General features: G+C 46.7%; 8 protein-coding genes and 1 pseudogene. 2 read left to right on the top strand and 7 right to left on the bottom strand.

Annotated elements, in window-relative coordinates:
- Positions 1–413 precede the first annotated feature (413 nt).
- Positions 414–5411, top strand: a complete 4998-nt coding sequence (locus SNR28_RS17495) for a 2-oxoacid:acceptor oxidoreductase family protein (protein ID WP_375753944.1) — start codon at positions 414–416, stop codon at positions 5409–5411.
- 2 nt (positions 5412–5413) lie between these two features.
- The gene (locus SNR28_RS17490) at positions 5414–8158 is read left to right on the top strand and encodes a sulfide/dihydroorotate dehydrogenase-like FAD/NAD-binding protein (RefSeq protein WP_375753943.1); all 2745 of its coding nucleotides are present in this window, start codon (positions 5414–5416) and stop codon (positions 8156–8158) included.
- A 59-nt stretch (positions 8159–8217) separates the two neighbouring features.
- On the opposite strand, the gene SNR28_RS17485 is transcribed toward SNR28_RS17490, so the two are convergent.
- The 7 genes and pseudogenes from SNR28_RS17485 to SNR28_RS17455 form a co-directional block, all read right to left on the bottom strand.
- On the bottom strand, positions 8218–9495 hold the full coding sequence (locus SNR28_RS17485) for an allantoate amidohydrolase (protein WP_375753942.1): 1278 nt from the start codon (positions 9493–9495) through the stop codon (positions 8218–8220).
- A 1-nt stretch (position 9496) separates the two neighbouring features.
- Positions 9497–10726 carry a pyridoxal-phosphate-dependent aminotransferase family protein gene (locus SNR28_RS17480; protein WP_375753941.1) on the bottom strand — a complete coding sequence of 410 codons (1230 nt, stop codon included), beginning with the start codon at positions 10724–10726 and terminating at the stop codon, positions 9497–9499.
- A gap of 11 nt (positions 10727–10737) precedes the next feature.
- Positions 10738–11556 (bottom strand): sulfite exporter TauE/SafE family protein, encoded by an 819-nt coding sequence (locus SNR28_RS17475; protein ID WP_375753940.1) that lies wholly within the window; start codon positions 11554–11556, stop codon positions 10738–10740.
- 30 nt (positions 11557–11586) lie between these two features.
- Positions 11587–13161: a gamma-glutamyltransferase family protein gene (locus SNR28_RS17470; RefSeq protein WP_375753939.1), complete on the bottom strand. Its 1575-nt coding sequence runs from the start codon at positions 13159–13161 to the stop codon at positions 11587–11589.
- Positions 13162–13196: 35 nt separating this feature from the next.
- Entirely contained in the window at positions 13197–14381 is a 1185-nt protein-coding gene (locus SNR28_RS17465) for an amidase family protein (protein WP_375754112.1), read from the bottom strand.
- Positions 14382–14399: 18 nt separating this feature from the next.
- A pseudogene (gene puuE / locus SNR28_RS17460) lies at positions 14400–15281 on the bottom strand (allantoinase PuuE); the annotation flags it as partial.
- A 94-nt stretch (positions 15282–15375) separates the two neighbouring features.
- On the bottom strand, positions 15376–16029 hold the full coding sequence (locus SNR28_RS17455; protein WP_375753938.1) for a TetR family transcriptional regulator C-terminal domain-containing protein: 654 nt from the start codon (positions 16027–16029) through the stop codon (positions 15376–15378).
- Positions 16030–16081 lie beyond the last annotated feature (52 nt).

The raw sequence follows: 16081 nt of genomic DNA, 5'->3' as shown, positions 1-16081 counted from the left end.
CCCTACTGAATCGATGCTGAGCCGGTTGTTCATATTCGGTTCAGAAATACTAACACCCTGTTCTTACTAGAAAACCCTACTATTTTACTCAAGTTTTAAGTCTCACTTTTGTGAACAAACAAGCAAAGTTAAATTAGCAAACGGTGTACTATTTTCATATACGCATCATCAGAGATATCAAAACTCATAATTAAAAAGATGCGATAGAAAGTTAGCCGTGCATTCATCTGGTGAAAAAGTGAAATCGACGCAAAGAACGTCGGTACGCTTGAGCACCCATCACATTGGAGCTACCGGTAGAACAACAATAAAGTGCCAGCCCTTTAAACGGAATGGTGTGACACAATTAGGTAGCAATGCTGTAACTCCAATAGCGATGGGATTTAAATCCACACATTAAGGAGCAACGTGTTATGCCTACAGCTAAGCTACAAAGCCATGAGCAAGACAACACCTCTCAATACCCAGGACTATCCACTGTAATTCATGGCAACGGCGCTGTAGCGCATGTTATGGACTATGTTTGCGGCGGCGTCATTGGTTACCCTATTACCCCTTCTACAGAAATTTCTGAGCTTTACGAAGCGTTTCGTGCTCAGGGTGGATGTAACGTATGGGGAAAACATCCATTCTTCTTCGAACCTGAAGGCGAGCATTCGGCTCAAAGTGGCGCACTAGGTGCAGCCCTCACAGGTGGTAAGTACATCTCAAACGCTTCATCCAGCCAGGGCATTCTTTACGGGCTGGAATCTCACTATGTCACCGTTGGTAAAAAAGCGGCAGGATTTGTTCTTCACGTCGCAGCTCGTTCAGTTTCTCGTCACTCACTGAACGTAATGGCCGGTCACGATGATGTCTACGCACTACTCTCCGCTGGTTACACCACACTGTTTGGTAGCAACGCACAAGAAGCTGCAGATTTAGCCGCGATTTCTTATCGCGTTAGTGCGCTCTCTTTGATCCCGGTTGCAAACACGATGGACGGCTTCGCAACCAGTCACATCCAGAGCGAAGTTAAACTTCCAGAGCCTGAGTTGTTAAAACAATACCTGGGCGATCCTGCAAGCCGTATCGAAGCACCAACCGAAGCACAGCGCATGTTGTATGGTGCTAAAGGTCGTGTTTGGCAAGTTCGTAACTTTATAGATAAACATCAAAATCAGTTCTGGCCTGAAAAACTGGCTGATCTGATTGGCTACATAGAAAGCAATAAAGAATCTATCGAAACAGATAGTGAAGGCAAGCTACTCGAAGAAATTAACCAGTTTGTTCCTGAACTATTGGCTAAGAAGTGGAAAAGAAACTGGCTCAATGCTTATGAAAAAGGCACTCGTCAGCTAGTTCCTGCATTGGTAGATACACATAACCCAGGTCTGACTGGTGGTGTTCAGAACCAACCTGACTATCAGGCGGGTATCGTCGACCATCGCAGCCACTTTATGAGTGACGTACCTAAGTTTATAGAACAGGCAATGCAAGAGTATGGCGAGCTTACAGGCCGCTTCTACCAACCTGTCATGGACTACATGTGCGACGATGCGGAACATGTTGTCGTAGGCCTAGGCTCAGTTACTGACGATGCAGAAGCCGTTGCGGCTTACCTAAGAGAGAAAGGCCAGAAAGTTGGTGTTATCTCCATCAAACAGCTTCACCCGTTCCCTGAAGCACAAATCGTTGAAAAGTTAGCGGGTAAAGATGTTGTAACCGTATTGGAGCGTTGTGATGAAACTCGTCTGACCGAGCGTATTACACATGCACTGTTTAAAGCACAAGAGAACGCAAGAACAGTAAGACATAAAGGCATTCCTGCACTTAATCAGATCCCGCTAATCAGCACAGGTATTTTTGGACTTGGCGGACACGATCTTCAACCTCGTCATCTGATCGCTGTGTTCGATAACATGCGTGCAGATTCCATCAAACCGTTCTTCTATGTGGGCAGCCAGTTCTTCGATGAAAACGCTCAAGGCACACTGAAAGTGATTCAGGAAAGACTGCGTAGCGCATACCCAGATACAGAGCTAATGGCGTTAGAAACTGGTGAAAATCCAAATCTATTGCCAGAAGAAGCACTTAGAGTTCGTTTCCACTCTGTAGGTGGCTACGGAACCATTGCGACAGGTAAACTACTGACCGATATTTTGGCGGGTGCACTGGGTATGAACTCCAAGTCTATGCCTAAGTACGGTTCTGAAAAGAGTGGCGCACCAACGAATTTCTTCCTGACTCTGTCTCCGGATCCAATCAAGATCACCAACGCAGAGCTACAGCAAGTAGAAATCGTATTGTCGCCAGACCACAAAGTGTTTATGCACACTAACCCACTGGCTGGACTGACTAAAAACGGTACTTTCATTCTGCAAACGCACCATGAACCAGAGCAGGTGTGGAAAGAAATCCCAGCTAGTGCACGACAATATATTCGTGAAAACAATATTCACTTCTTAATTGTTGATGCGTTTAAAGTAGCAAGAGAACAGGCACCATCAGCCGATCTAGAGATCCGAATGATGGGTATCGCCTTTATCGGTGCGTTGTGTGGTCATGCAACTCAGGTGACTCAGGGTGCTGATGAAGCGCTAATGGTAGAACGTATTTCACAGCAAATTGCCAAGAAGTTTGGTGCTAAAGGTGAAAAAGTCGTCGCGAGTAACATGGCTGTTATCCGCGAAGGTATGCACGCAACCATGCAAGTGAATTACCAGGACTTTGACGATGCGGCCATCGTTGAAAGCAAGCAGATTTCTTTGAAGAAACCAGCACAGGCATCTGCAAGTTGCGGGTTGTTTGATCAATCTTACTTCAATGAGATTGCTGGCAGTCGCTACGCGGACGGCTCTATCGGTGAAGCGCCTGTAATTCCAGGCTCTGGTATGTTCCTACCTCCTGCGAGTGCGATCACTAAAGACAAGGGCTTGTTCCGACTCAACGTTCCTACGTTTGATGCCGAGAAGTGTACCGGCTGTATGGAATGTACCATTGCTTGTCCGGACGGTGCGATTCCAAACATGGTTCACGAGTTGCACGATATCGTCTATATCGCTATCGACAAGCTGAATGTACCACCAGCACAACGTGATCAACTTAAAGTTAAGATGCCTCCTATTCTGGATGCGGTTCGTCAATACTACCGTACCGCTCCGAAGAACGAGTCACTTTCATTGTCACAGGCATTTGTCAGAGTGACTGACAATATGAGCTTTGATGATCCTGCAATCACACAACAGATTGCTGAACTGAGTGTGGCACTTGAAGCTCTGCCTGTTGCTCGTACTAAGCCATTCTTCGATACAATGGAAAAAGCGGTACCAGGAAGCGGTGGTCTATTCTCAGTAGCGGTGGATCCAAGTAAATGTAGTGGCTGTATGGAGTGTGTTGACGTTTGTGGCCCTAACGCACTTATTAAAGAACGTCAGACCAGCGACCTCAACAAAGAGATGAAGACGCTGTTCAATACACTTGCGGAGATGCCAAACACACCTAAGCGCTTCCTTGAAAAAGGTGTCGAAGATTCTTCTGAATCTAAGCGTCTTCTTCTTGATAGAAGCAACTACTACGCAATGAGTTCCGGTCACGGTGCTTGTCGTGGTTGTGGAGAAGTGACAGCGTTACGTTTAGTTACCTCAATCAACCGCGCATTACAACAACAGAGATATCAGGCACATATCCAAAGTCTTGAAACCATGATAGACAAGCTGGAAGAGAAGCAAACCAACGTAACTGCTTCTGATCCGGCACGTGCAGAACGTATCGAAAGCACAGTCAAAACGCTTGAGAAACGTCTGTACCACTTCGAAAATGGTCCAACAGGAAACGGTCCTTCCGATGCACTGATTGCTAACGCAACGGGCTGTAGTAGTGTTTACGCGTCGACATTCCCTGCAAACCCATATAACGACCCATGGATTAACAGCTTGTTCCAGGACACACCTGCACTATCCAAAGGTCTGTTTGAAGGTGAAGTAGCAAACCAGCTAGAGCAATTTAAAGCGTTACGCACTGCGAAGCTTGAACTGGAAGATATGTACGACGCTGAAGTACATGACAACCAGATGCGTTACCTGGAATGGACTCACCTGTCTGATCAAGAGCTAGCGCTTCTTCCAACCGTATTCAGTATCGGTGGTGATGGTGCAACGTACGACATCGGCTTTGGCGCACTATCTCGCTTGCTGACGACCTCTACACCAATCAAAGTGTTGGTACTGAACACAGGTAGTTACTCAAATACGGGTGGACAGGCGTCGACTGCAAGTTATACCGCGCAGGACTCTGATTTAAGTCGATTCGGTAAAGCGCACAGTGGTAAGCAGGAAGCACGTAAAGAGCTAGGCATTATCGCGACATTCCACCCTGAAGTACTGGTTGCTCAAACATCCACTGCGCTACAGGGTCACTTTATGTCGAGCTTAATGGAGTATCTGAACTATCAGGATGCCCCTGCTCTGTTTGATGTTTACACTCCATGTATGGGTGAACACGGTATCGCAGATGATGCAAGTACCCGACATGCTCGTTATGCGGTTGAAAGTCGCATGAACCCTGTGTTTATTCACGACCCACGCAAAGGCGCGACTTTGGCAGAGAGATTCTCTATTGAAGGTAACCCGGAGCAGAACAAAGACTGGGCAATGCATATGATCAGCTATCAGGATAGCGATGGTATGACACAGCTTAAAGAAGTTCCGTTTACGCCTGCAGACTTCGCTCTGTACGAAGGTCGCTTCAAGAAGCATTTCAACGTAGTTGCGGAAGATGCAAATGCCGTTGAACTGGCAGACTATGTTGCAATGAACGCTGATGAAAGACTAAACAAAACACCGTTTATCTGGTCTGTGGATCAAAAGCAGCATCTAATGCGCCTAGAAGTATCTGACTCTATTGTTGCCCTGACTGAAGAACGTCTGCGCAACTGGCATATGCTTCAGTACTTGAGCGGTCAGCATATGGCAGGTCTTGAAGACGGCTACATGCAGCAGGTTGAAGAGTGGAAACAGAACTACCAGCAGGCAGTAGACAACAATGATCAAACCATTGAGACCATCGCAAACGGTCTGGCAGAGCTAGCAATGTCTGCGGGTGCAATGGGTGATATTCCTGTAACTCAGATTGATACAGCAGCACCTAAGGCGACTTCAGCCGATGGTGAGAGCCTCCCGCTGGTATCCATCAGTGAAGAAGAGGAATCACTCTGTACTGACTGTAAGACTTGCTATCAGCAACTAGGTGAACTGTTTGAGAAGACAACCATTGTTGAAGATGGCGAACCTAAAGTTATCAGCCATGTAATACCAGGTGCTTTAGATTCGGTCGAGCTTACTGAGGAACTTATTAACCGCGCTCATAGAATCGCAGATGAATGTGATGCGGAAATAATCCACTTTAACGCGCCTGCATCAGCGGAGGTGTAGTCATGACTACGGTAATAAATCAGCCTCAGAGAGAACTGATGCTAAAACGGATGGAGCAAGACCCTGCCCGTTTTCAGCAGATGGTGATCGAAGAGAGCCAGAAGCTTATAAGAGACACGTTAAAACGTGGCAATCTCAGTGCTGAGTTCACCAACAAGTTATGGGAACTGTTGCTTGTTGGTGATGAGTTGAGTGTCGCGCTACTACGTTACTTATGGCGTGTTCCACTGAAGCAAAAGCGTGCTTTTGTTGAAGCGTTAGATACGCATTTATCAGAGCGTTATCCAATGTTCAAAGGGCTATCCGTAGGGTGGCCCGGCTCGAACAACATTCCTCCTTACGTTCGTCCTGCCGAGGAAAGAAGGAAAGACTTTGACCTTGTCAGTCAGGGTTATCTTGGCTACATGGGACTGGGCTACACGCTCCGTGAAGTGGAAATGTTCGTGTGGCTTGAAGTAATACGTGATAAGCAGTGTGAAGATCGACCTTGTGAAGTAGGTATTACTCAATGCGATAAGAATGGAGAGCCGGCAGAAGAAGCTGATGGCGGTTGTCCGGTTAAGATCCATATCCCTGAAGTACTGAATCTGATGGGTGAAGGACGCTTTAAAGCGGCATTTGAGCTTATTCGTGATGCAAACCCACTGCCAAACGTGACTGGCCGGGTTTGTCCGCAAGAGCTTCAGTGTCAGGGCGTGTGTACTCACAATAACCGACCAATTGAGATTGGTCAGTTAGAGTGGTTCCTGCCGCAAAGAGAGCGCGAGCTTTCCAACGGTGAACCACCTAAACCGGTCGCATGTAACCCGTGGGTAATGGCAAGCAAACCTCCGGTTGCGATTGTAGGTTCAGGTCCATCCGGCCTTATCAATGCCTACTTGCTGGCAAAAGAAGGTTACCCTGTCACTGTATTTGAAGCATTCCATGTACTTGGTGGCGTACTTCGCTACGGCATTCCAGAGTTCCGCTTACCGAATCAGCTTGTTGATGACGTAGTGGAGAAAATCAAAGCTCTGGGTGGTCGCTTTGTTGCCAACTACATCGTTGGTAAAACGGCCACACTTGAAGACTTGAAACGTGCAGGCTTTGTTCGCATCTTCGTAGGTACAGGCGCAGGCCTTCCCCGCTTTATGAATGTTCCTGGTGAACATTTACTGAACATCATGTCGGCTAACGAGTTCTTAACGCGCGTTAACTTAATGCACGCTAACGAACCGGATTACGAAACACCAATGCCGGACATGGAAAATAAAGAAGTGATGATCATTGGTGGTGGTAACACCGCGATGGATGCAGCTCGTACTGCTCGTCGCCTTGGCGCTAACGTCACCATTGTTTATCGCCGTACACAACAGGAGATGCCTGCAAGGGTTGAAGAGCTTCATCATGCACTTGAAGAAGGTATTCAACTTAAAGAGCTACGTGCTCCAACTGTGTTTAATGGTGATAAGAAGCACTTCCTGAGCAGTGCGAAACTGGATGTTATGGCCCTAGGTGAGCCAGATGCATCAGGTCGTCGTCGCCCTCAGTCTACTGGTGAAACCGAAGAGATGAAGGTCGATTTCGCAATCATGGCGCTGGGCAACAGCTCAAACCCAATAGTGAAAGATGCGAACCCGGACCTGAACACTTCTAAGTGGGGAACATTACTTCTTAACAAAGGCTCACAAGAAACGTCTATTTCTGGTGTGTTTAGTGGTGGTGATGCAACTCGTGGTGGTTCTACAGCGATTAAGGCCGCGGGTGACGGTCAGGCTGCTGCCCGTGAAATCATGAGTGGTATTGAGTTCAATAACCGTGAAGTCATTAATCTGGTCAACAAGGCCAGCGACTATACGGATCTTGGACAATTGCCTCCTAAGATCATCAAACGCAGACAGCTTACCGATGAAATCGTTGAGTTCACTATTCAGGCACCATTGATTGCCCGCTCAGCAAAAGCAGGCCAATTCGTGCGTGTGTTGATCGATGAAAAAGGCGAGCTGATTCCGTTAACACTTGCGGACTGGGATGCTGAAGCCGGAACCATTGAGTTAGTGGTACAGGGTCTGGGAACCAGTTCTAAGCTGATGAACCAGATGCAGGAAGGCGAATGCTTTGAAGCCATTGCCGGACCGCTAGGCCAGCCAAGTAAAGTTGTCCCACACGAAGATAATCATCGTGTGTACTTTACCGCTGGTGGTGTAGGTCTCCCTGCTGTCCACCCTATCCTGCGTGCTCACCTGGAAATTGGGAATAAGGTAACCTTAATCTCTGGTTTCCGTGGAAAAGCTCAGCGATTCTGGACAGATGAAGGTGATAAGGTTGAAACCTTACGCGAAGCCTACCCTGAACTATTGGAAGTAATCTACACCAGTAACGACGGCAGTTTCGGCATCGAAGGTTTTGTCACCACGCCGTTAGAAGAGCGACTGAAGCAACATCAGGCTGGTCAGGGTGAGTTCATTGCGGAAGTCATTACCATTGGTCCTCCGCTGATGATGAGAGCCGTGAGCGACCAGACACTTGGCTACAAAGTTGAGTGTGTTGCCAGCCTGAACTCCATTATGGTGGATGCAACCGGTATGTGTGGCGCGTGTATGGTTCCTGTCATGATCGACGGAAAGCTAGTGCGTAAGCACGCTTGTATCGACGGACCTGAGATCAACAGTCATATCATTGACTGGGATAAGTTCCTTCCAAGGTTTGGTCAGTTTAAACCTCAGGAAACACGAAGCCAGATAGCGCATAAGTTTATCTCTGAATAAACCTATACGATTGGCAAGAGGCCCAAACATTCTGTTTGGGCCTCTTTTTTATCGAGTTCCTAATTCTCTATCCTTTCGAGAAATTTGTACAAAGCACGAAGCGACACCGCTACGTCTTCTGCGGTTACCCGTTCACCTGGATGATGACTAACACCCCCTTCACAACGCACAAACATCATAGTAGTAGGCACAATATCGGCCATCGCCATGGCATCGTGACCTGCCCCTGAAACAAGCACCACAGGCTCTCCAGTGATATCACCTACAACATTCATCAGCTCTTGCGTTAAGCGTGGTTCACAGACTACAGAGCCCGCATCGTGTGTTTGAATCACTTTTAACGACAGCCCTTTATCTGACGTGTTCTGTTCAAGTCGCGCGAGCAAAGCATCTGCTACTTCGTCTCTTGCTGAATCACTTAGACTGCGAATATCCAGTGTCAGACTTACTTCTCCGGGAACAACATTCACCGCTCCTGGTTTTACTTCCATCTTGCCTACCGTTGCAACAACGGGATGTTCTGACCTACTTGTCTCCGTTGCTAATCGGCTAACCTCCGTCACCCACTGACTTGCGACGACCAAAGGATCTTTTCGTAGTGACATAGGCACCGTTCCAGCGTGTCCGGCATGCCCTTCTATGGTAATGTCAAAGCGTCTCGCTCCCGCGATGCCTTTTACAGACGATATCGGTATGCCCTTTTCTTCTAGTATGGGGCCCTGCTCTATATGAGTCTCCAGGTACGCAATTACACGATTGCTGTCGATTTGAGTTTCAGAAATCTTAGATACATCCAGCCCGAAGTCATACATTGCCTGAGCAAGCGTCACTCCACTTTCATCCTGCAATTCGCGCCATCGACTCTGCCATTTACCTGCAATTGCACTGCTTCCCAGAAGCGTGGCACCAAAGCGCGTACCTTCTTCATCACCAAAACCTACAACGTCAATATGAAAGTCAAATTGGCGACCAGATTCTGATAACCATTTCAACAGTACAAGTGGTGCGACAACACCTAAGATGCCGTCGTACTTGCCACCATTGGGCACGGTATCAGTGTGGGAACCTAGAATAACCCTCTTTGCATTCGCATCAGTACTCGCCAGACGTACCCATTGATTCCCAGCCAAATCTTGCCAATGTTTAAGCCCGCTTTCTGTTGCCCAATGCGCGATCCTATCATTGGTTTCACGGTGCTCAGGTGTGAGGTAACGCCTATCCATCACACCAAAAGTTTGCGTGAACTCTGCCAGTTGTTCACAGTAATCCATTACCTGCTCTGCAAGCTGTTGCGACATTTCGGACAACAACTTCTCATCCTTGATGTTCACTGCCATATCATTTTCCTTCCTGATAAATTTCTATAGCAGTTTGATAAGCAGCGCCTTGTTTGACCGGAACACCCGCTTTTACGAGCAACGCTTCGAGCGCGACCAGCGTGAGCAATACGGTATCCAGGCGAGCGTTATAACCCATGGTGCCTATTCGCCAGATTTTTCCATGTAAAGGGCCAAAAGAGGTGCCTATTTCAATGTTAAATTGTTCCAGCATCGCTATTCGAATGGCATCTCCATTAACACCTGAAGGAATGACGACACCCACTACGTTATTCATTTTATGTGACTGGTCGCCAAACAAGGTCAGGCCCATAGCAGCAAGTCCGCGAGCCATGGCATCCCCCGCTTTTTTATGACGTGCAATGACGTTCTCTAAACCCTCTTCAAGATTGAGCTGGGCACACTCTCTTGCTGCAAACAACATTGATGTTGCTTCGGTGTGGTGATTCAGTCGTTCCTCTCCCCAGTAGTCCAGTATCATTCCTAAATCGAAGTAGTTCGACCGAATGCGACTCAACGAACCTGTTTGATGACTGTCTACCCGGATACCTGCTTCGACATGTTTACGACAGCGGATATATTCCACTGCCTTCTCGCTCAAGGTCACAGGTGCGGAACCTGAAGGACCACCAAGACATTTTTGCAGTCCAACTGAGACAGCATCCAACTGCCATTTATCTGTTTCGAATGCGTTACCCACTATCGATGCAGTAGCATCGCTGTAAAAAAATACCCCATGCTTTTTGCATACTTCACCAATCTCATCAAGAGGCTGAAGCATGGTCGTAGAAGTATCGCCCTGGACCAGAGCAAGCACCTTAGGTTTGTGCTTAATGATCGCCTCTTCAATCATTGAGTCAGGTACAACCGTGCCCCACTCAACTTCAAAACTCACTACTTCAGCGCCCGCTCTTTCTGAAATTTCCGCCAACAGATGACCAAAGCGACCAAAGATAGGCACCAATACTTTGTCTCCCGGTTCAATCAGAGAAACCAGCACCGCTTCTATGCCCGCTCTGGCAGTACCATCAACAAGCATTGTCGCTTCGTTTTGTGTTTTAAAAATCTCACGATAGAGCGACATGGTTTGGTTCATATATCCGGTCATAACAGGGTCATATTGACCAATCAACTGATTGCTCATCGCCTGCAAAACTCGTGGATAAACCGTAATAGGTCCCGGCCCCATCAAGATCCTTGGTGGAGGAGACAATCTTTCAAAAAATTCCATTTACAACTTCCTTATAGTGTTTGCAGTAACATACGAATACCAGTGAATGCTAAAACTACTGCAAAGACTTTTTTTAACTTCTTACTATCCAGTTTTTTTCCAATTCTTGCACCGACAGGAGAGAACGCGACGGTTAACGGTACGATAAAAGCAAAGCCTAACCAGTTCACCATTCCAATATTTCCTACGGGTGCATCAACTGGTGCTTGCCCGGCCAGCAACATGGTTGCCACCCCTGGCAATGCAATCAGCAACCCAACTGCCGCCGCCGTACCAACGGCCTTATGCGCTGGGTAGTTAAATGCAGTAAGTGTCGGAACAGTCAAGGTGCCACCGCCTATTCCGATCATCACGCTGAGGCAACCAATACTTGACCCAATTACACCCTGCCCTGGCTTTGAGGGCAGTTCTTGAGCGAGTGGTGCTGCATTCCCCCTGAACAACATATTGAATGCGGATAAGGTTGCGATAACACCGAACATACCGGTTAACCATGGCCCGCCAACTTTTGTCACTAGTAAGCTACCCGCAACCACACCTCCGACGACAAAAGGACCAAGCCATTTGAGTAAGTCCCAATCAACATTGCTATTTTGGTGATGAGCCCGAATCGAACTCACCGATGTTGGGACTATAGTTGCCAAAGAGGTGGCTGTAGCAATTAACATCGCGGATACAGGGCTAACACCAAAATACTGAAACAGGTAGTAAAGAACTGGAACAATCACAATTCCACCCCCTACACCTAGAAGTCCGGCTAAAATGCCCGCAACAACACCCGTTGCCAGTAGCGCAAATACAACGGGTAAAAAGTTAATTATTTGTTCCATACTGCTTTACTATTCCTTATTTAATTATTTTTATGATTTTAAGACGATGGCTTCACCATCACTTCTTGGATCACTGGCTGCGGTTGAGCACTGATTATTGATATGAATACCACCAGCATGACCAAAAAATTCTGCGTACTCAGGTGCAGATACAACATCATGCCCCCGCGTCTGCATTTTCTTCCCATGTTTATCGAATAACGAAGCCTCAAGTTTTAAGTTTTCACTCGACTTGCCCCATGTTTTACCTAACAACCATCTAGGGTTCGCAATCGATTCTGACAACTCTTTTTTCTGAACCAGATAGCGCCATATTATCGCTGCTTGAGTTTGAGGTTGTCCTTCTCCGCCCATGGTTCCGTATAACAACCTGTCACCATCACTCAACAATGCCATTGGGGGGTTTAAGGTGTGCATAGGTTGATGCATAGGTGCAAGATGGTTCGGATGTTCTGGGTCAGTGTTGAACCCTAAACAACGGTTATTCCACACCACACCAGTGTCAGGGTTAACGACGCCAGAACCGAACTCCCAGTAGATGCTCTGAATATAGCTAACCGCCAGTCCATCACTATCAACAACACCCATCCAAACGGTGTCACCTATCGGTCCTGGATTTGGCCATTCAGTCGCCTGTTCGTTAATAGAGCTAAATTGGGTAGCAATCGACTCTTCGGTCAAACGATCCTGCATTTCTTGCGAGCACTCAGGAGAATCACATAGAAATTCGTTGCGCCAATTGAAGGCCACTTTTACTGCTTCGACCAATAAATGAAGAACCTGTTCCTCGCCTTCTTCGGTTTTCCAATACTCGTTTGGCTTGTCGGCCTCCAGAATATACTTGTTCAACAGAGCGATAATATTTAATGAGGCGCCACCTTGTGTCGGCGCTCCGAAGTTATAGAATTTTCCCCATTGAGTATTGCAGGATAACGGCTCACACCATTTCGCGACGGTATCTTCCAAATCTTCGAACAATATCGGACTTCCCTGCTTCGCCAGATAAGTGGCATTTTCATGGGCCAGGTCACCTGTGGTCCAGTCATTAAGCCCGTTTTCTGCCAGCTTGCGATACGTATCGGCCAAAGCATTCAGCCTTAATGTCGCTCCTACCTCATAAGGTTCATCGCCATTCAGAAACACCGATGAAAAATCGTGATTTGGATACTCTTCTTTCAGTTTTACCATCGCATTGTGAAGGGTTTCAGTCACCTCAAATCCCTCTGAAGCGTGTTTAATCGCTGGTGAAAAAATATCTGCCAAAGAAAGCTTCCCCGGATACTTCTTAAGCGCTTCTTCCCAACCCGATACAACACCCGCAGTCGTCAGTGCAACATTGGGGCCACGCAGATGTTCACCAAAGCCCATTCGACGTAAATCTCTTGCAGACTTACCTGCCGCATTCAAAGCTAAAGGTTTTACTCCCGGTTTATGTATCAACCAGAAACCATCGCCACCTAAACTGGTCATGTGGGGGTAAACCACCGTTAAAGTACTTGCTATCGCGATACAGGCTTCTATCGCATTTCCACCTTGATTTAAAATGGCCTCTCCGGCTTTAGATGCCAAATGATGAGGAGATGTAACCGCAGCTTGATATGACATGTTAATTCCTTCTATTCTCGTTCAATGAGCCGTAGTTACACGTCTCTAAGCACTTCTTGTGCGAACTTTATTATTTGTATGTCACTGTTTTCCCGTCCAAGGAAGCTAATACCCACAGGAAGACCGTCAACAGTGATAGCTGGACATTGAAGTTGAGGCCAGCCACTCAATCCCGCGATAGATGTGAGCCCTAATAGCACGTTTCTCTGCTCTACCAACTCATTGCCCTTTGAATTAATCATAGGTGCTACACCCGGAACCGTTGGCATTAAAAGAACCGAATCTTTTGGAATCCATTGTTCTTTTGTCGATTGCCACTGTTGATAGAGTTCCTCTGCTTTGGCGATATCAGCCGGAGATAACGATCTTCCCCACTCAAGACGAGTCTGAATATCTTTACCAAAACCTGAAATCGCCCCCTCTAACCAATCACCATGAGTGCGCCAAATGGACTGTGCCTGCAAGACCGAAAAACATTCCCTTCTCTTATCGGCATCCAAAACAGGATCACTTATCGTTGCTTTATTTCCCTGATAACTTTCATACAGTGCTTTTGCATACTGCTTTGCTTTCGGTTCCACACCTTCCCAGAGCACCTCGCACCAAAGCAAGGTAGTTACATCCGTTTTCGCTTCTCTGCTTTTCTCTTCTGCAAACAGAGCATTGAACGCGCCTTTCATCAACTTAAGATCCCTAGTTAGCATACCCGCAGTATCAAAACGGGGAGCCAATGGCACCAACCCTTCCACAGGGACCCTGCCATAGGTAGGACGCATTCCATACAAGCCACAGTAACTAGCCGGAACTCGGATAGAGCCCCCAGTATCGGTTGCCAGCCCAATATCTGACGCACTGTTTGAAACAGAAACCGCAGCACCTGAACTCGAGCCACCGCTTACGCGTCTGGAGTCAAAGGGGTTTCTCGATACCCCATAGTGGGAGTTTATCCCGCCTAATGAGTAAGCAAGTTCGTCTAGCTGCGTTTTACTGGTGAGGTAAGCCCCATCTTCTAACAACAAAGAGACCGCCTTTGCGTGTTCACTGGCTAACGGCGCTGAATCTCTCCATGCCGGTATACCAGTCCCTGTTTTGTAACCTTTTACATCAAAAAGATCTTTCACAGAAAGCTTAATGCCATTAAGAAGTCCGTGATTCTTTTTAGTGTTTACATCGCGAATATCACAGACATCCGGTTTTTGCGTTACCAGTCCATCAGCCACACCACTCTCAAGATCCAGCCAATGCTCGGCTATTTGCTCGCGTGTTGCATACCAGACATCATCGTATTGTTTGGTGTATTCAATAAATCTACGCAATGCAGCCAGCCTTGCAGGACGTCCGACTAATCGGCAATGCAAACCAATACTCAGCATCTTTGGCTGAGTAGCACCCTCTCGGTATAGCTCATCAAAAGCATCTTTTAGATACTGAAAGAACTGTTCACCGCTGTTAAAACCCTGAGGCGTAGCAAAGCGCATATCATTTGTATCGAGAGTGTACGGGACCATCAGAAGAGGCTTTGAATAATGGGTCTCCCTGTACGGCAAGTCATCAGAATAACTATCAGCACAATAAAGTATGTCGTCGCGTTCTGCGATCAACTTTAACGTATGAGGACTTGTTCGCCCCGTATACCAACCTCTGGGTTTTGAGCCCGTTACCCTTTCATGTATTGCTATCGCCTGCTCAATATGTTCTCGCTCCTGCTCTTCAGTAAAGTGCTGATAGTGAATCCATCTCAGGCCATGGCTTGCAATTTCCCAGTTTGAGTCCAACATCGCTTTTACCGCACCGGGGTGCTTCTCTAAAGCGGTAGCAACGCCAAAAACAGTCACCGGGATATCGTGTTCGTTGAAGAGTCTATGTAAACGCCAAAAACCAGAACGACTTCCGTACTCGTATATCGACTCCATACTTAAGTGTCTATCCTGATAGGATTCAGCGCCTACGATCTCAGACAAAAACTGCTCTGAGCCACCATCACCATGCAACACGCAGTTTTCACCACCTTCTTCGTAGTTCACAACAAACTGCAATGCGATGCGCGATTTTCGAGGCCAGTATGGGTTTGGCGGATTCTCACCATATCCAATCAGGTCACGGGGATATTCTTTAGTCATTCACTATCCTTGTTAGACGACTTTTACTTATGTTAATAATTAGAATATTTTTTGTTAAGCAAAAATCTGACCAACTGTTCAGGTTTCTGCCTTTTTAAACCAGATTCAGCCCTCTCAGAATGGTATTTACCGTAAATTCTTGCGCATCTAAAAACTCTTCGTCCGTTAAAGGTTTTCCCTTTAGTAGTGCTATTTCGGTATCAAAGTCAGCATAAAACTGTGTCGTACCCCAAATCATAAACAGCAAATAGAGCGGTTCAATTGGCTTAAGTTGGCCCTGTTCAATCCACGTTTTAATCACGTTAGATTTTTCTCTGGTCCAGCCAATCATAGGGCGTTCAATAACGTCTCTGATGATGGGAGCACCCTGAATAATCTCCATCGCAAAAATCTTTGATTCCTTTGGATGAGAACGGCTGTAGCGCATTTTCTCTATAATATAGTTTTGTATTACATCAGCGGGTTCCCGGCTCGAATTAGAATCGGAAAAACCTTCATTCCACATATCCAGAATGTCACTCAATAACGCTTTGTATAGGCCAGTTTTAGACTTGAAGTAATAGAGAATATTCGCCTTGGGAAGGCTTACTCTATCGGCAATGGCTTGTACAGAAGTTCCTTTGAATCCGTGTTTCACGAACTCATCTGCAGCAGCAGATAGGATAAGCTTTTGATTTTTCTTTCTAATTGCTCCCTGACGTACATCATCGCCCGTCGATGTTGCAGGCTTTTCCCTAATTTCTGACATAGTGTTAGTCCATTTGTAGTTAATTCCTTCCTTTCTATTTTATTCCTTACTT

This window comes from Vibrio iocasae (assembly GCF_042245395.1).
Taxonomy (GTDB): domain Bacteria; phylum Pseudomonadota; class Gammaproteobacteria; order Enterobacterales; family Vibrionaceae; genus Vibrio; species Vibrio iocasae.
Note: the sequence above shows the minus strand (reverse complement) of the source record. Positions and strands in the feature narration are given on the sequence as shown.

Bases quoted from the DNA above. Each gene is read 5' to 3' on its own strand.
- SNR28_RS17470 (WP_375753939.1), bottom strand. From the start codon at position 13,161: ATGTCATATCAAGCTGCGGTTACATCTCCTCATCATTTGGCATCTAAA.
- SNR28_RS17475 (WP_375753940.1), bottom strand. From the start codon at position 11,556: ATGGAACAAATAATTAACTTTTTACCCGTTGTATTTGCGCTACTGGCA.
- SNR28_RS17495 (WP_375753944.1), top strand. From the start codon at position 414: ATGCCTACAGCTAAGCTACAAAGCCATGAGCAAGACAACACCTCTCAA.
- SNR28_RS17490 (WP_375753943.1), top strand. From the start codon at position 5,414: ATGACTACGGTAATAAATCAGCCTCAGAGAGAACTGATGCTAAAACGG.
- SNR28_RS17480 (WP_375753941.1), bottom strand. From the start codon at position 10,726: ATGGAATTTTTTGAAAGATTGTCTCCTCCACCAAGGATCTTGATGGGG.
- SNR28_RS17485 (WP_375753942.1), bottom strand. From the start codon at position 9,495: ATGGCAGTGAACATCAAGGATGAGAAGTTGTTGTCCGAAATGTCGCAA.
- SNR28_RS17455 (WP_375753938.1), bottom strand. From the start codon at position 16,029: ATGTCAGAAATTAGGGAAAAGCCTGCAACATCGACGGGCGATGATGTA.